We start from the raw sequence: 14,716 nt of genomic DNA on the forward strand, positions 1-14,716 counted from the left end.
GAGGACACTATGTCGAAGTCGGTTCAACTCATCAAAGATCATGACGTCAAGTGGATTGATCTGCGCTTCACGGACACCAAAGGCACTCAGCACCACGTGACCATGCCGGCTCGCGATGCGCTGGATGACGACTTCTTCGAAGTCGGCAAAATGTTCGACGGTTCCTCCATCGCTGGCTGGAAAGGCATCGAAGCCTCCGACATGATTCTGATGCCGGACGACTCCACCGCTGTTCTGGATCCGTTCACCGAAGAACCGACCCTGATCCTGGTCTGCGACATCATCGAGCCTTCGAGCATGCAAGGCTACGATCGCGACCCACGTGCGATCGCCAAGCGCGCCGAAGAGCACCTGAAAGCCACCGCTATCGGTGACACCGTGTACGCCGGTCCAGAGCCAGAGTTCTTCATCTTCGACCAGGTCAAGTTCAAGTCCGACATTTCCGGCTCCATGTTCAAGATCTACTCTGAACAAGGTTCGTGGATGTCCGACCAGGACATCGAAGGCGGCAACAAAGGCCACCGTCCAGGCGTCAAAGGCGGCTACTTCCCGGTTCCACCGTTCGACCACGACCACGAAATCCGTACCTCCATGTGCAACGCACTGGAAGAAATGGGCCTGACCGTCGAAGTTCACCACCACGAAGTGGCGACTGCCGGCCAGAACGAAATCGGCGTCAAGTTCAACACCCTGGTGAAGAAAGCCGACGAAACCCAAACCCTGAAGTATGTCGTGCACAACGTAGCCGATGCCTACGGCCGTACCGCTACCTTCATGCCTAAGCCGCTGTACGGCGACAACGGCTCGGGTATGCACGTACACATGTCCATCTGGAAAGATGGCAAGAACACCTTCGCAGGCGAAGGCTATGCCGGTCTGTCCGATACCGCTCTGTACTTCATCGGCGGCATCATCAAGCACGGTAAGGCCCTGAACGGCTTCACCAACCCGGCGACCAACTCCTACAAGCGTCTGGTTCCAGGCTTCGAAGCTCCAGTGATGCTGGCCTACTCGGCTCGCAACCGCTCCGCTTCGATCCGTATTCCTTACGTGTCGAGCCCGAAAGCCCGCCGTATCGAAGCACGCTTCCCGGATCCGGCTGCCAACCCGTACCTGTGCTTCGCCGCACTGTTGATGGCTGGCCTGGACGGCATCCAGAACAAAATCCACCCTGGCGATGCCGCTGACAAAAACCTGTACGACCTGCCGCCTGAAGAGGCCAAAGAGATCCCACAAGTTTGCGGCAGCCTGAAAGAAGCCCTGGAAGAGCTGGACAAAGGTCGTGCGTTCCTGACCAAAGGCGGCGTTTTCAGCGACGACTTCATCGACGCTTACATCGCCCTGAAAAGCGAAGAAGAAATCAAGGTACGTACCTTCGTACACCCACTGGAATACGAGCTGTACTACAGCTGCTGATCCGGTAGCGCTGCAACACGCGGCGTGACAAAAAGAGGCCTCCTTCGGGAGGCCTTTTTATTGCCCACATTTCCATGATTGACGATGGACCCTGTGGGAGCGAGCTTGCTCGCGATGGGGGCATCAAATTCACCATTGATATTGCCTGTTAGTCCGCTATCGCGAGCAAGCTCGCTCCCACAGGGATTTATGGCGCTTGGAATATCTCAGAAAAGAAAACCAAATGTTAACGGCTTGGGATAACCGCCAAGCCTGGCCTATGCTGCAACCCAATGCTTTCGTTTCCGGTCAATTCCATGGGTCGCGGTTTTCTCTTCATCCTGCTGCTGATCGTTCTGCCCGCCACGGCGCAGATCTACAAGTACACGGACGCCAACGGCGGCGCCGCGTACAGCAATCAACCGCCTGACGGCGTCAGCGCCCATCTGGTCGACTTGCCGCCCCTCAACAGCGTCGAGCGCCAGCCTCCCGGCGAGGCCGCACCTGCTGCTGAAGCCGCTCGCAATGAACCGCCCCACAAGACCTATGAAGTACTGGAGCTGACCGGCCTGCCCACCACCGAAGCCCTGCGTGCCAACAACGGCACGTTCACCATAACGGTACTGATCAAGCCGCGCCTGCAAGCCCCCCACCTGTTGCAGCTACTGCTGGACGATCAGCCCTACGGCCAGCCAGGCAATGTGCCGATCCTGCAACTGGTGAACATCGATCGCGGCGAACACCGTCTCGCCGTACAAGTGATCGACGGGGAAAACGTTGTGCAGCAGAGCCCTGCGGAGAGATTCACTGTACAGCGGGTGCACAAGCCTTGAAGGCGTGGCTACTGATCACCTGCCTGATCGCCCTGCCCGCCTCGGCAGAGGTCTTCATGTATGTCGACGCCCAGGGCAATCGGGTTTTCACCGACCAGCCCAAATCCGGCAACGCCAAGCGTGTACCGCTGACAAAGAGCAATCGAATAGCGGCCAACCCCAACAGTGCAGCGCCGTTGCTTGCCCAGAGCAGTCCCGAAGTACAAGCGCTGCTCCACTATGAGGTGCTGCGCATCCTGATCCCGGAACCCGACGCAACCATCCGCAGCAATACCGGCGAAGTCATCGTCAGCGCCACCAACGAACCCGCCCTGCAACCCGGTCACAGCTACCGGTTGCTGCTCGACGGCCAGCCCACCGCCGAACCCGGCCTGAGCCCGGTGTTCCCATTGAGCAACATCGATCGCGGCAGCCATACCCTGTCGGTGGAAATCCTCGACGAACAGGGGCGCATCGTCGAACGCACCGCCAACCAACCTTTCCACATGCAGCGCACGTCTCTCGCCCAGAAGCGCAAGATCAAACCCTGCACTCTCGAAGACTACGGCCAGCGGCCGGAATGCCAGCTCAACAACAAACCCGCCGAAGAAAAAAATCCATTCTTGCGACTGTTCTAACCTCGTTCAGGTTTGCGCACTATATTGGTGCAATTGCTTGCACCGTACTCACATCCCAACCCATTTTGGTTCGAAAGTACCCGCCAAAGCTGGCAAAGCGCCACGCAAACGAGCGTCAAACGCCCGTTTCAGGCGCTGAACGCTTCTTTTCGGAGCCTTGGTTTGGTTTTTGCATTTTGCCCGTACCAGCGCTTTTTTCTTGCGCATGCTCTGCCCTAAAAGAGGTCCCGATGACCATTAGCGACGCACTCCACCGTTTGCTACTCGACAACCTCACCACTGCCACCATCCTGCTCGACGCCGAACTGCGCCTCGAGTACATGAACCCGGCGGCGGAGATGCTGCTGGCCATCAGCGGTCAACGCAGCCATGGGCAGTTCATCAGTGAGTTGTTTACCGAATCGACCGAGGCGCTGAACTCGTTGCGCCAGGCCGTCGAACAAGCTCACCCGTTCACCAAGCGCGAAGCCATGCTCACCGCCCTCACCGGCCAGACCCTGACAGTCGACTACGCGGTAACACCGATTCTGAGCAACGGCGACACGATGCTGCTGCTCGAAGTCCACCCTCGTGACCGCCTGCTGCGGATCACCAAGGAAGAAGCACAGCTATCGAAACAGGAAACCAGCAAGATGCTGGTGCGCGGCCTTGCCCATGAAATCAAGAACCCCTTGGGCGGGATTCGCGGCGCGGCACAATTGCTCGCCCGGGAGCTGCCGGAAGAAAGCCTGCGCGACTACACCAACGTCATCATCGAAGAAGCCGACCGCCTGCGTAACCTGGTGGACCGCATGCTCGGCTCCAACAAGCTTCCATCGCTGGCCATGTGCAACGTCCATGAAGTACTTGAGCGTGTCTGCCATCTGGTGGAGGCCGAAAGCCAGGGCTGCATCACCTTGGTGCGCGATTACGATCCAAGCATCCCCGACGTCCTGATCGACCGCGAGCAAATGATTCAGGCCGTGCTGAATATCGTGCGCAATGCCATGCAGGCCATCAGCAGCCAGAACGAACTGCGCCTGGGTCGCATCAGCCTGCGCACACGCGCCATGCGCCAGTTCACCATCGGCCATGTACGTCATCGCCTGGTGACCAAGATCGAGATCATCGACAACGGCCCGGGCATTCCTGCGGAACTTCAGGAAACCATCTTTTTTCCCATGGTCAGCGGTCGTCCGGACGGTACCGGGCTGGGCCTGGCCATTACCCAGAACATCATCAGCCAGCACCAGGGCCTGATCGAATGTGACAGCCACCCCGGCCACACCACTTTCTCGATCTTTCTGCCACTGGAACAAGGAGCCACATCGACATGAGCCGTAGTGAAACCGTGTGGATCGTCGATGACGACCGTTCTATCCGTTGGGTCCTGGAAAAAGCCCTGCAGCAGGAAGGCATGACCACGCAAAGCTTCGACAGCGCCGATGGTGTGATGAGCCGCCTGGCGCGCCAGCAGCCGGACGTGATCATTTCCGACATCCGCATGCCCGGCGCCAGCGGCCTGGACCTTCTGGCGCGGATTCGCGAGCAGCATCCACGGCTGCCAGTGATCATCATGACCGCTCACTCCGATCTGGACAGCGCTGTCGCGTCCTATCAGGGCGGCGCCTTCGAGTACCTGCCCAAGCCGTTCGACGTCGACGAAGCTGTTTCCCTGGTCAAACGCGCCAACCAGCACGCCCAGGAACAACAAGGCCTGGAAGTCGCCCCGACCCTGACCCGCACCCCGGAAATCATCGGCGAAGCGCCGGCGATGCAGGAAGTATTTCGCGCCATCGGGCGCTTGAGCCACTCCAACATCACCGTACTGATCAATGGCGAATCGGGTACCGGTAAAGAGCTGGTGGCCCACGCCCTGCACCGTCACAGTCCGCGGGCAGCGTCGCCGTTCATCGCGCTGAACATGGCGGCGATCCCCAAAGACCTCATGGAATCCGAACTGTTCGGCCACGAGAAAGGCGCGTTCACCGGCGCGGCCAACCTGCGGCGCGGGCGCTTCGAACAGGCTGACGGCGGCACGCTGTTCCTCGATGAAATCGGCGACATGCCGGCTGACACCCAGACCCGCTTGCTTCGCGTACTGGCTGATGGCGAGTTTTACCGCGTCGGCGGTCATGTGCCGGTGAAGGTCGATGTGCGCATCATCGCTGCGACTCACCAGAATCTGGAAACCCTGGTGCATGCCGGAAAATTCCGTGAGGACTTGTTCCATCGCCTCAACGTGATCCGCATCCACATCCCGCGCCTGTCGGACCGTCGCGAAGACATCCCGACCCTGGCCAAGCACTTCCTCAGCCGCGCAGCCCAGGAGCTGGCCGTCGAGCCAAAGCTGCTGAAAAGCGAAACCGAGGAATACCTGAAGAACCTGCCGTGGCCCGGCAACGTGCGGCAGCTGGAGAACACCTGCCGCTGGATCACGGTGATGGCTTCGGGTCGCGAAGTGCACATCGGCGACCTGCCACCGGAGCTGCTGAGCCTGCCACAGGATTCGGCGCCAGTGACCAACTGGGAGCAGGCCCTGCGCCAGTGGGCTGACCAGGCGCTGGCCCGTGGTCAGTCGAGCCTGCTCGACAGCGCCGTGCCGGCCTTCGAGCGGATCATGATCGAGACCGCCCTCAAGCACACCGCCGGCCGCCGCCGCGATGCCGCCGTGTTGCTGGGCTGGGGGCGCAACACCTTGACCCGCAAGATCAAGGAATTGGGGATGAAGGTGGATGGCGGGGATGATGATGAGGGGGATGAGGGCTAATCAGCCTCTAGTACTTCGCTGATCGTTAGACCCAATCGCGAGCAAGCTCGCTCCCACAGTGGATTTTCGGTGTTTTCACTATYGTGTAGACACCATCGAACCCTGTGGGGCGAGCTTGCTCGCGATGCTTTTTGGGTTATCAGTGCACCGCCGCAATGCACCGTGAACCGCAATCGCGCACAAAAACAGCGTCGAAACCCTGCCTGCGTTCGCAATCGAACCCCTATCGCAAAAACACGAAAGCCCCGGATTACGGGGCTTTCGGCGTTTATACGCAGCTTTCTGTTTCAACTTGTTAAAACCTGGCACGCCCCCTGCAATAACCCTATCAAGTGAATCAGTTCACCTACCCGGTTTCGGGGACCTTGGTACAGGCAGGCCGGGGATTCCCCTCTTTACACCGGGCTCACACCGCATCCGCGACGAGCCCAGCCGTTTTGGGGCCCTTGATACAGGCAGGTCAGGGGTTCCTTCTTTACACCAGGCTCAAACCGCACTCGCGACGAGCCTCCCGTTTCGGGAACCTTGGTACAGGCAGGCCGGGGATTCCCTCTTTTATTGCTCCCGGAGATGGATCTCCAGCCGCCAGCGGTCATCGACCTCGCTACCGGCCCACTCGCCCTGCAGGGGCCGGGCCGCCACCAGTGTCAGCAACACCCCCCCATCGCTCAAACGTACCCGCCAGTTCACGTCCTTGCCGCCGAGCTTGAGCTGGCCTTTCTGCGCCTTGCCCTCGGCGCCAAACAGCAGCGCGACACTGCCCTCAACCATCTCGCCGTGGGTCTTGGGTTCGTTGTTGAACCACACCACCAGCCCGTCGCTCGTCACCTCAACCTGCTGCAACTGGCTGGGGTCTGGCGTGGTCAGCCGACCGATCATCATCCCGACCATCACCCCGACAATCGCCAGCGAGCCCATCACCCGCAGGAATAGTTTCGAACGCACGCCTTCTGGCGGCGTAGAATGCGCGTCATCTTTACCTTCGGAGCCGTGCATGTTTCACGTCATCCTTTTCCAACCAGAAATTCCGCCGAATACCGGCAACGTTATCAGGCTGTGCGCCAACAGTGGCTGCCACCTGCATTTGATCGAACCGCTGGGCTTCGAGATGGACGACAAGCGCCTGCGCCGGGCCGGCCTCGATTACCACGAGTATGCCACCCTGCAACGCCATGCCGACCTTGCCAGCTGCCTGGAAAGCCTCGGCCATCCACGACTGTTCGCTTTCACCACCAAGGGTTCGCGGCCGTTCCACGACGCCAGCTTCGCCCCGGGCGATGCGTTCCTGTTCGGTCCGGAAAGCCGGGGCTTGCCCGCCGAGGTGCTGGACGCCCTGCCCGGCGAGCAACGCCTGCGCCTGCCGATGCGCGAGGGCTGCCGCAGCCTGAACCTGTCCAATACCGTAGCGGTGGCCGTGTACGAAGCCTGGCGTCAGAACGACTTCAAATAACACCATGACCCAATGTAGGAGCTGCCGCAGGCTGCGATCTTTTGATCTTTAAAATCAAAATCAAAATCAAAATCAAAATCAAAAGATCGCAGCCTTCGGCAGCTCCTACATGAAGGTTTCGTTTACCCCATGAAAAAAGCGCCGTCAAAGGCGCTTTTTTCATGGGCCAAACGAAGCTTCTTTATTGAACGGTCGGAGCGTCGCCAGCAGCCTGCATGCGTTGCAGCTCTTGCGCGTACAGCGCATCGAAGTTCACCGGAGCCAGCATCAGTGCCGGGAACGAACCGCGGGTCACCAGGCTGTCCAGGGTTTCACGAGCGTACGGGAACAGGATGTTCGGGCAGAACGCACCCAGGGTGTGGCTCATCGAAGCGTCATCCAGGTTCTTGATCAGGAAGATCCCGGCCTGTTGCACTTCAGCGATGAACGCCACTTCGTCACCGTTTTTCACGGTAACCGACAGGGTCAGCACGACTTCGTGGAAGTCGGCTTCCAGCGTCTTCTGACGGGTGTTCAGATCCAGACCGACGCTCGGCTCCCACTGCTGGCGGAAGATCGCCGGGCTTTTCGGAGCTTCGAAGGACAGGTCACGCACATAAATGCGCTGCAAGGAGAATTGCGGTGCAGTTTCTTCTTCGGTCGCAGCAGTGTTCTGTTGGTCAGTCATCGCAGATCCTTCTTGATCCAGGGTTCTTTTAGGTTTGCTTGTTTGGGGTATTACCGTCAGGCCCTGAGCAGCGCATCGAGCTTGCCGGCACGCTCCAGGGCGAACAAATCATCACAACCGCCCACGTGGGTGCTGCCGATCCAGATTTGCGGCACGGACGTACGCCCGGCCTTCTGGGCCATCGCAGCGCGCACCTGCGGCTTGCCATCGACCTTGATCTCTTCGAAGGCCACGCCTTTGTTCTCGAGCAGGTACTTGGCTCGCGAGCAGAAAGGGCAGTAATCGCTGGAATAGACGACGACGCTACTCATATCACTTCACCAGCGGCAGATTGTCGGCTTTCCAGCTGGAGATACCGCCGGACAGCTTGGCGGCAGTGAAGCCGGATTTCATCAGTTCGCGGGCGTGGGTGCCGGCGGTCTGGCCCATGGCGTCGACCAGGATGATGGTCTTGGCCTTGTGCTTTTCCAGTTCGCCAACGCGGGCGGCCAGTTTGTCCTGGGGAATGTTCACCGCACCGACAATGTGACCGGCGGCGAAATCCTTGCTCGGACGAATATCGACCACAACGCCGGCGTCCTTGTTGACCAGGCCGGTCAGTTCGCCGGTGCTCAGGCTACGGCCGCCGCCCTGCATTTGATAGGCAATCAGCAACGCCAGCAATACGACAAAGATACCGACGAGAATGTAGTGGTTAGTGGCGAATTCAATCAGGTGAGCAACCATCGAAGGAGGTTCCAGGGCGTTAAAATGTCGGCCAGTATACACAGCCACTATGGTGGGCCAAACCCCGTCCGGCGGTGACGTGGCCGGAACTTCGCTTTAAACTGCCACTCCCTTTTCCATTACCTCTTTTACCTCAGCCACGAGTGGATTCCATGACTACCACGCCTAAACCTTTGGTCCTGATCATTCTCGACGGCTTCGGTCACAGTGAGAGCCCTGAATCCAACGCCATCTTCGCCGCGAAGAAGCCCGTACTGGACCGCCTGTGGGCCACCGTGCCGAACGGCCTGATCTCGGGCAGCGGCATGGACGTCGGCCTGCCGGATGGCCAGATGGGCAACTCCGAAGTCGGCCACATGAACCTCGGCGCCGGTCGCGTGGTGTATCAGGACTTCACGCGCGTCACCAAATCGATCCGCGACGGCGAGTTCTTCGAGAATCCGACCATCTGCGCGGCCGTGGACAAAGCCGTCGCCGCCGGCAAAGCCGTGCATTTCATGGGCCTGCTGTCCGATGGCGGCGTGCATAGCCACCAGGATCATCTGGTCGCCATGGCCGAACTGGCCTTCAAGCGCGGTGCGCAAAACATCTACCTGCACGCCTTCCTCGACGGCCGCGATACTCCACCGAAAAGCGCGCAGTCGTCGATCGAACTGCTCGACGCGACTTTCCAGGCCCTGGGCAAAGGCCGGATCGCCAGCCTGATTGGCCGCTACTACGCCATGGACCGCGACAACCGTTGGGACCGCGTGTCCCAGGCCTACAACCTGATTGTCGATGGCCAGGGCGAATTCAACGCCGCCACCGCTCAGGAAGGCCTGCAAGCAGCCTACGAGCGTGGCGAGAGCGACGAATTCGTCAAAGCCACCTCCATCGGCGAGCCGGTGAAAGTCGAAGACGGCGATGCCGTGGTGTTCATGAACTTCCGCGCCGACCGCGCCCGCGAACTGACCCGCGTGTTCGTCGAGGACAACTTCAGTGAGTTCGAGCGTGCCCGCCAGCCGAAACTGGCCGGTTTCGTCATGCTGACCCAATACGCCGCCAGTATTCCTGCGCCGTCGGCTTTTGCTGCCGGCAGCCTGGAAAACGTGCTGGGCGACTACCTGGCGAAAAACGGCAAGACCCAGCTGCGCATCGCCGAAACCGAAAAATATGCCCACGTGACCTTCTTTTTCTCCGGCGGCCGCGAAGAACCGTTCCCGGGCGAAGAACGCATCCTGATTCCGTCGCCGAAAGTCGCCACCTATGACTTGCAACCGGAAATGAGCGCACCGGAAGTCACCGACCGCATCGTCGACGCCATCGAAAACCAGCGTTACGACGTGATCGTGGTCAACTACGCCAACGGCGACATGGTCGGCCACAGCGGCGTGTTCGAGGCTGCGGTCAAAGCCGTTGAATGCCTGGACCTGTGCGTGGGTCGCATCGTCGACGCCCTGGAAAAGGTCGGTGGCGAAGCGCTGATCACGGCTGACCACGGTAACGTCGAGCAAATGTCCGATGAGACCACTGGCCAGGCGCACACTGCGCACACCACCGAGCCGGTGCCATTCATCTATGTCGGCAAGCGCGACCTGAAGGTCCGCGAAGGCGGTGTGCTGGCGGACGTGGCGCCGACCATGCTGAAGTTGCTGGGCCTTGAGCAACCGGTGGAAATGACCGGGACTTCGATTCTGGTCTGATTGGATCTCCCAAACGCCACAAAACCTGTGGGAGCGAGCTTGCTCGCGATAGCAATCTGACATTCAATATCAATGTTGAATGTTAAGACGCCATCGCGAGCAAGCTCGCTCCCACATTGGTTCAGGGTGTTTTTCAGCCCAGTCATCACACAGTCAGAAATGGGCATTTTTTTTGCCGCCCATGGCGGGCATACTAGGCCGTCCCTTTCCCTGGTGCCGCCCGCCCCTATGCTTCGCGTCCTGATAGCCCTAGCTCTGACTTGCCTGCTCCAACCGGCCTTTGCTGACGAGCGCGCAGACACCCAACAACAGTTGGACGCCACGCGTCAGGACATTGCCGAGTTGAAGAAACTGCTGGGCAAGCTGCAGGAAGAGAAGTCCGGTGTGCAGAAAGAGCTCAAGGGCACCGAAACCGAAATGGGCAAGCTCGAGAAGCAGGTCGAAGCCCTGCAAAAAGAGCTGAAGAAAAGCGAAGCCGAGCTACAGCGCCTCGATGCAGAGAAAAAAAAACTCCAGAGCGCGCGCATTGAACAGCAACGACTGATCGCCATTCAGGCCCGGGCCGCCTACCAGAACGGTCGCCAGGAATACCTCAAGCTGCTGCTCAACCAGCAGAATCCGGAAAGATTCGCCCGCACCCTTACCTATTACGACTACCTGAGCCAGGCTCGCCTGGAGCAGCTGAAGAATTTCAACGAAACCCTGCGCCAACTGTCCAATGTCGAGAAAGATATCACCATGCAGCAGGCGCAATTGCTGGTGCAGCAAAGTAGCCTCGACACCCGGCGTGGCGAACTCGAGAAAGTTCGCCAGGAGCGCCAGCAAGTCCTGGCCAAACTCAATGACGACGTAAAGGCTCGCGATCAGAAACTGGCGGCTCGCGAGCAGGATCAGGCAGACCTGTCTAAAGTCCTTAAAACCATTGAAGAAACTCTTGCCCGCCAGGCCCGTGAGGCAGAAGAAGCGCGGCAAAAAGCGCTGATTGCCCAGCAGGAAGCCGAAAAAAAGCGTTTACGTGAGGCCCAGGCGCAGGCGGATGCCAGCGACGACGCCCCACGCAAACCGGTCAGATCGACACCAGGCGCACTGGTTTCCAGTTCCGGCGAGACCTTTGGCGGCCCGTTTGCGTCAACCCGCGGCAAACTTCCCTGGCCTGTCGATGGTCGACTGCTGGCGCGTTTCGGTGAAAGCCGTGGGGACGATGCCCGGACCAAGTGGGACGGCGTGATGATCGGCGCGTCTGCCGGCAGCGCGGTACATGCCGTGCACGGTGGTCGCGTGGTGTTCGCCGACTGGTTGCGTGGCGCCGGGTTGCTGGTGATTCTCGACCACGGCAATGGTTATTTGAGTCTGTACGGTCACAACCAGACGCTGCTCAAGTCTGCGGGTGACGTTGTAAAAGCCGGTGAGCCTATTTCCACTGTCGGTAACAGTGGCGGGCAGGACACACCAGCGCTGTATTTCGCAATTCGTCAGCTGGGTCACCCGAGTGACCCCGCGCAATGGTGCCACGCGCAAGGATAGGCGTTGAGTTACCTACATTAGGAGTTCGTTCGACATGCTGCATTTGTCCCGCCTTACCTCGCTGGCCCTGACGATCGCCCTGGTGATCGGCGCGCCTCTGGCGTTTGCCGCTCAACCAGCCCCGGCGGTTGCGCCTGCGGGCACTGCTGCGACCACCAAGGCGCCACTGCCGCTGGATGAATTGCGCACCTTTGCCGAGGTGATGGACCGGATCAAAGCCGCTTATGTCGAACCGGTGGACGACAAGACCCTGCTGGAAAACGCCATCAAGGGCATGCTCAGCAATCTCGATCCGCATTCGGCCTACCTCGGCCCTGAAGATTTCGCCGAGTTGCAGGAAAGCACCAGCGGGGAATTCGGTGGCCTGGGTATCGAAGTCGGCGCCGAAGACGGCTTCATCAAGGTGGTTTCGCCCATCGATGACACCCCGGCCTCCAAGGCCGGCATCCAGGCCGGTGACTTCATCGTCAAGATCAACGGCCAGCCGACCCGTGGCCAGAGCATGACCGAAGCCGTGGACAAGATGCGCGGCAAGATCGGCCAGAAAATCACCCTGACCCTGGTACGCGACGGCGGCACACCGTTCGACGTGACCCTGACCCGCGCCGTCATTCAGGTGAAGAGCGTGAAGAGCCAGTTGCTGGAATCGGGCTACGGCTATATCCGCATCACCCAGTTCCAGGTCAAGACCGGCGAAGAGGTTTCCAAGGCCCTGGCCAAGCTGCGCAAGGACAACGGCAAGAAGCTCAAGGGCATCATTCTCGACCTGCGCAACAACCCGGGCGGGGTGTTGCAGGCGGCGGTCGAAGTGGTCGACCACTTCATCACCAAGGGCCTGATCGTTTACACCAAGGGCCGTATTGCCAACTCCGAGCTGCGCTTCTCTGCCACCGGCAAGGACGAAAGCGAAGCCGTGCCAATGGTCGTGCTGATCAACGGCGGCAGCGCTTCGGCTTCGGAAATTGTCGCCGGCGCCCTGCAGGACCAGAAACGCGCCGTGCTGATGGGCACCACCAGTTTCGGCAAGGGCTCGGTACAGACGGTTCTGCCGCTCAACAACGAGCGCGCATTGAAGATCACCACGGCGTTGTATTACACACCGAACGGCCGCTCCATCCAGGCCCAGGGCATCGTCCCGGACATCGAAGTGCGCAAGGCCAAGATCACCAGCGAGCAAGACGGCGACTACTTCAAGGAAGCCGACTTGCAGGGCCACCTGGGCAACGGCAACGGCGGCGCCGACAAACCGACCGGTTCCAGCGGCAAAGGCAAGCCGATGCCGCAGGACGACGATTATCAGTTGGCCCAGGCCCTGAGCCTGCTCAAAGGGCTGAGCATCACATCCGGCCGTTGAGATGCTTCTGCGGTTGCTGATCGGGCTGTTGTGTTGTCTGGCGGGTGTTGCTAACGCAGAACCCGCCGGATCGACACCCCACAAAGCCTACCTGAGTCTGATCATCGATGACCTGGGGCAGAACCTGCCCCGGGATCGCCGCGTGCTGGCCCTGCCCGGCCCGGTGACCACGGCAATCATGCCCGACACACCCCACGCCACCGAATTCGCCCGCGAAGCCCATCGCGCCGGCAAGATCGTCATTCTGCACATGCCTATGGATCCGGCCACCGGACCGTTCGCCTGGCATCCCGAGCTGCCCGTCGAGGAGCTGGAAAAACGCCTGAACGCCGCGTTCAAAATGGTCCCGTACACCAGCGGCATCAACAACCACATGGGCAGCCACATGACCGCACAACCAGCGGCCATGGCGTGGTTGATGGCCGATTTGCAACGCCGGCATAAATTCTTCGTCGACAGCCGCACCAGCGCCCAGACCGTGGCCGCTGCCCAAGCGCAGAAGATCGGTCTGGCGAGTGTTTCGCGGGATGTGTTTCTCGATGATGAGCGTACTGAAGCGGCGATCCTGACCCAGCTGCAGACCGCGATCAGCCTCGCGCACAAGCAGGGTTCGGCGGTGATGATCGGGCATCCGTATCCGCAGACATTGGCGGTATTGGAGCGTGAGTTGCCCAAGCTGAAGGCTCAGGGAATCGAGTGGATTGATATTAGGCAGATGATCAGTGTGCGCGGTAACCGGGCGACTGCGGCGCATGGCAAGGATGGGGTGTACCGCTAATCCGCGGGCACCACCAAACAACTGTGGGAGCGAGCTTGCTCGCGATGGCGTCGTTTCAGTCGACATCATTGTTGAAGACAGATCGCTATCGCGAGCAAGCTCGCTCCCACAGGGGGCCAGGTATGACTACAGGGTTGGTGTTGAATCCTAGAGATACTGCGCCATGATCTCGTCCACCCGACCTTCCTTGCGCATCTGGTCCAGCGCCGCCTGGAGCTTGGCTACTGTCTCGTCCGGCACATTCTTGTTCAGCGCCAGGTACAGCTCGGCACTGTTGAAACGCAGTACGGTTTTCAACCCGTTAACCCCTTCCTGGCGCGCCAGATAGCGCCCGGCCGGATCACCGGTGGCCCACAGGTCGATCTGGCCGTTGACCAGTTTCCTGGCGTTGTCCTGATCACGCAGCACAACGATCGGGTTGAGGCCTTGCTTGGCCAGCGTCTCGGCAATGGCGTCGCCCTTGTAGGCGCCGATCTTGTACTTGCGCGCGTCACTCAAGGTTTCGAGGGTGATCGTGCTGTCAGCCTTGGCCAACATGATCCAGTCGTCCGGACCAATTGGGCCGACCCATTTGAACAGCTTCTCGCGATCCGGCAACCGCGCCATGACGAATACGCCGTAACCGGGTTTTTCCAGGGTGAGTTTGTAGATTCGTTCCCAAGGGAAACGTAGCGTCAGGCTGTAGGTAATGTCGGCGCGCTTGAAGATCTCGCGGACGATATCGGTGGCGATGCCATTGATGTTCTCGTCCTGAGCGAAGTTCTTGCCGTTCTTCGCCATGTTGTATGGCGGGAAGTTTTCCGTCAGCAACACCAGGTCGGTATCGGAATGGTCTGCAGCATGTGCCCCGTTAATGAGCAACAGAGAAGCGCTGGCGAGAACGAGTAGAAAGCGTTTAAGCATGTCTGGCTACCGAAATCCATGGCGTACCCAAGAGTGCC

At 59.8% G+C, this 14,716-nt stretch carries 17 protein-coding genes; 10 read left to right on the top strand and 7 right to left on the bottom strand.

Features of this window, described 5'->3' with window-relative positions; genetic code table 11:
• Positions 1 to 9 precede the first annotated feature (9 nt).
• From glnA to AC1DVH_RS03460, 3 genes are all read left to right on the top strand, one after another.
• Positions 10 to 1,416 carry a type I glutamate--ammonia ligase gene (glnA, locus tag AC1DVH_RS03450; protein ID WP_008002929.1) on the top strand — a complete coding sequence of 469 codons (1,407 nt, stop codon included), beginning with the start codon at positions 10 to 12 and terminating at the stop codon, positions 1,414 to 1,416.
• A gap of 296 nt (positions 1,417 to 1,712) precedes the next feature.
• Positions 1,713 to 2,228 carry a DUF4124 domain-containing protein gene (locus AC1DVH_RS03455; RefSeq protein WP_477752662.1) on the top strand — a complete coding sequence of 172 codons (516 nt, stop codon included), beginning with the start codon at positions 1,713 to 1,715 and terminating at the stop codon, positions 2,226 to 2,228.
• Positions 2,225 to 2,845 carry a DUF4124 domain-containing protein gene (locus AC1DVH_RS03460; protein WP_477752635.1) on the top strand — a complete coding sequence of 207 codons (621 nt, stop codon included), beginning with the start codon at positions 2,225 to 2,227 and terminating at the stop codon, positions 2,843 to 2,845. The genes AC1DVH_RS03455 and AC1DVH_RS03460 overlap by 4 nt, the downstream gene beginning before the upstream one ends.
• A 48-nt stretch (positions 2,846 to 2,893) precedes the next feature.
• Here AC1DVH_RS03460 and AC1DVH_RS03465 read toward each other — a convergent pair whose 3' ends face one another.
• Positions 2,894 to 3,052 carry a hypothetical protein gene (locus AC1DVH_RS03465; RefSeq protein WP_477752636.1) on the bottom strand — a complete coding sequence of 53 codons (159 nt, stop codon included), beginning with the start codon at positions 3,050 to 3,052 and terminating at the stop codon, positions 2,894 to 2,896.
• Positions 3,053 to 3,075: 23 nt separating this feature from the next.
• On the opposite strand from AC1DVH_RS03465, the gene glnL reads away from it, so the two are divergent.
• Both glnL and ntrC read left to right on the top strand, forming a co-directional pair.
• Entirely contained in the window at positions 3,076 to 4,161 is a 1,086-nt protein-coding gene (glnL, locus tag AC1DVH_RS03470; protein WP_057712404.1) for a nitrogen regulation protein NR(II), read from the top strand.
• Positions 4,158 to 5,594: a nitrogen regulation protein NR(I) gene (gene ntrC, locus AC1DVH_RS03475; protein WP_056852210.1), complete on the top strand. Its 1,437-nt coding sequence runs from the start codon at positions 4,158 to 4,160 to the stop codon at positions 5,592 to 5,594. The genes glnL and ntrC overlap by 4 nt, the downstream gene beginning before the upstream one ends.
• Before the next feature lie 555 nt (positions 5,595 to 6,149).
• Here the strand turns inward: ntrC and AC1DVH_RS03480 are convergent.
• Positions 6,150 to 6,590: a hypothetical protein gene (locus AC1DVH_RS03480; RefSeq protein WP_477752637.1), complete on the bottom strand. Its 441-nt coding sequence runs from the start codon at positions 6,588 to 6,590 to the stop codon at positions 6,150 to 6,152.
• Here AC1DVH_RS03480 and trmL point away from each other — a divergent pair.
• A complete protein-coding gene (gene trmL, locus AC1DVH_RS03485) occupies positions 6,589 to 7,044 on the top strand; it encodes a tRNA (uridine(34)/cytosine(34)/5-carboxymethylaminomethyluridine(34)-2'-O)-methyltransferase TrmL (RefSeq protein WP_090452600.1) in 456 nt (151 codons plus the stop codon). The two genes, AC1DVH_RS03480 and trmL, sit on opposite strands and share 2 nt — an antisense overlap.
• Here trmL and AC1DVH_RS03490 read toward each other — a convergent pair.
• From AC1DVH_RS03490 to AC1DVH_RS03505, 4 genes are read right to left on the bottom strand one after another with little or no spacing between them, the layout of a single operon-like run.
• Complete coding sequence (locus AC1DVH_RS03490; RefSeq protein ID WP_477752638.1) at positions 7,037 to 7,207, bottom strand: hypothetical protein; 171 nt, start codon at positions 7,205 to 7,207, stop codon at positions 7,037 to 7,039. The two genes, trmL and AC1DVH_RS03490, sit on opposite strands and share 8 nt — an antisense overlap.
• Before the next feature lie 18 nt (positions 7,208 to 7,225).
• Positions 7,226 to 7,711: a protein-export chaperone SecB gene (secB, locus tag AC1DVH_RS03495; protein ID WP_477752639.1), complete on the bottom strand. Its 486-nt coding sequence runs from the start codon at positions 7,709 to 7,711 to the stop codon at positions 7,226 to 7,228.
• Positions 7,712 to 7,767: 56 nt separating this feature from the next.
• Entirely contained in the window at positions 7,768 to 8,022 is a 255-nt protein-coding gene (grxC, locus tag AC1DVH_RS03500; protein WP_108216188.1) for a glutaredoxin 3, read from the bottom strand.
• 1 nt (position 8,023) lies between these two features.
• Positions 8,024 to 8,437, bottom strand: a complete 414-nt coding sequence (locus AC1DVH_RS03505; protein ID WP_007989216.1) for a rhodanese-like domain-containing protein — start codon at positions 8,435 to 8,437, stop codon at positions 8,024 to 8,026.
• A gap of 152 nt (positions 8,438 to 8,589) precedes the next feature.
• On the opposite strand from AC1DVH_RS03505, the gene gpmI reads away from it, so the two are divergent.
• The 4 genes from gpmI (at position 8,590) to AC1DVH_RS03525 (ending at position 13,775) form a co-directional block, all read left to right on the top strand.
• On the top strand, positions 8,590 to 10,119 hold the full coding sequence (gene gpmI, locus AC1DVH_RS03510) for a 2,3-bisphosphoglycerate-independent phosphoglycerate mutase (RefSeq protein ID WP_477752640.1): 1,530 nt from the start codon (positions 8,590 to 8,592) through the stop codon (positions 10,117 to 10,119).
• 228 nt (positions 10,120 to 10,347) lie between these two features.
• Positions 10,348 to 11,643, top strand: coding sequence for a murein hydrolase activator EnvC family protein (locus AC1DVH_RS03515; RefSeq protein ID WP_477752641.1), 1,296 nt, complete (start codon positions 10,348 to 10,350; stop codon positions 11,641 to 11,643).
• Between the two features lie 34 nt (positions 11,644 to 11,677).
• Positions 11,678 to 12,997, top strand: coding sequence for a S41 family peptidase (locus tag AC1DVH_RS03520; RefSeq protein ID WP_477752642.1), 1,320 nt, complete (start codon positions 11,678 to 11,680; stop codon positions 12,995 to 12,997).
• A 1-nt stretch (position 12,998) separates the two neighbouring features.
• A complete protein-coding gene (locus AC1DVH_RS03525) occupies positions 12,999 to 13,775 on the top strand; it encodes a divergent polysaccharide deacetylase family protein (RefSeq protein ID WP_477752643.1) in 777 nt (258 codons plus the stop codon).
• A 147-nt stretch (positions 13,776 to 13,922) separates the two neighbouring features.
• Here AC1DVH_RS03525 and AC1DVH_RS03530 read toward each other — a convergent pair whose 3' ends face one another.
• Positions 13,923 to 14,678 carry a substrate-binding periplasmic protein gene (locus tag AC1DVH_RS03530; RefSeq protein WP_477752644.1) on the bottom strand — a complete coding sequence of 252 codons (756 nt, stop codon included), beginning with the start codon at positions 14,676 to 14,678 and terminating at the stop codon, positions 13,923 to 13,925.
• Positions 14,679 to 14,716: the final 38 nt, after the last annotated feature.

The organism is Pseudomonas sp. P4_C3 (assembly GCF_056402075.1).

What these genes read in the sequence shown, in the direction of transcription:
- grxC (WP_108216188.1), bottom strand. Translation starts at nt 8,022, where the DNA reads ATGAGTAGCGTCGTCGTCTATTCCAGCGATTACTGCCCTTTCTGCTCG.
- secB (WP_477752639.1), bottom strand. Translation starts at nt 7,711, where the DNA reads ATGACTGACCAACAGAACACTGCTGCGACCGAAGAAGAAACTGCACCG.
- AC1DVH_RS03480 (WP_477752637.1), bottom strand. Translation starts at nt 6,590, where the DNA reads ATGCACGGCTCCGAAGGTAAAGATGACGCGCATTCTACGCCGCCAGAA.
- glnL (WP_057712404.1), top strand. Translation starts at nt 3,076, where the DNA reads ATGACCATTAGCGACGCACTCCACCGTTTGCTACTCGACAACCTCACC.
- AC1DVH_RS03490 (WP_477752638.1), bottom strand. Translation starts at nt 7,207, where the DNA reads ATGAAAAAAGCGCCTTTGACGGCGCTTTTTTCATGGGGTAAACGAAAC.
- glnA (WP_008002929.1), top strand. Translation starts at nt 10, where the DNA reads ATGTCGAAGTCGGTTCAACTCATCAAAGATCATGACGTCAAGTGGATT.
- AC1DVH_RS03505 (WP_007989216.1), bottom strand. Translation starts at nt 8,437, where the DNA reads ATGGTTGCTCACCTGATTGAATTCGCCACTAACCACTACATTCTCGTC.
- AC1DVH_RS03455 (WP_477752662.1), top strand. Translation starts at nt 1,713, where the DNA reads ATGGGTCGCGGTTTTCTCTTCATCCTGCTGCTGATCGTTCTGCCCGCC.
- AC1DVH_RS03520 (WP_477752642.1), top strand. Translation starts at nt 11,678, where the DNA reads ATGCTGCATTTGTCCCGCCTTACCTCGCTGGCCCTGACGATCGCCCTG.
- gpmI (WP_477752640.1), top strand. Translation starts at nt 8,590, where the DNA reads ATGACTACCACGCCTAAACCTTTGGTCCTGATCATTCTCGACGGCTTC.
- ntrC (WP_056852210.1), top strand. Translation starts at nt 4,158, where the DNA reads ATGAGCCGTAGTGAAACCGTGTGGATCGTCGATGACGACCGTTCTATC.
- AC1DVH_RS03465 (WP_477752636.1), bottom strand. Translation starts at nt 3,052, where the DNA reads ATGCGCAAGAAAAAAGCGCTGGTACGGGCAAAATGCAAAAACCAAACC.
- trmL (WP_090452600.1), top strand. Translation starts at nt 6,589, where the DNA reads ATGTTTCACGTCATCCTTTTCCAACCAGAAATTCCGCCGAATACCGGC.
- AC1DVH_RS03530 (WP_477752644.1), bottom strand. Translation starts at nt 14,678, where the DNA reads ATGCTTAAACGCTTTCTACTCGTTCTCGCCAGCGCTTCTCTGTTGCTC.
- AC1DVH_RS03525 (WP_477752643.1), top strand. Translation starts at nt 12,999, where the DNA reads ATGCTTCTGCGGTTGCTGATCGGGCTGTTGTGTTGTCTGGCGGGTGTT.
- AC1DVH_RS03515 (WP_477752641.1), top strand. Translation starts at nt 10,348, where the DNA reads ATGCTTCGCGTCCTGATAGCCCTAGCTCTGACTTGCCTGCTCCAACCG.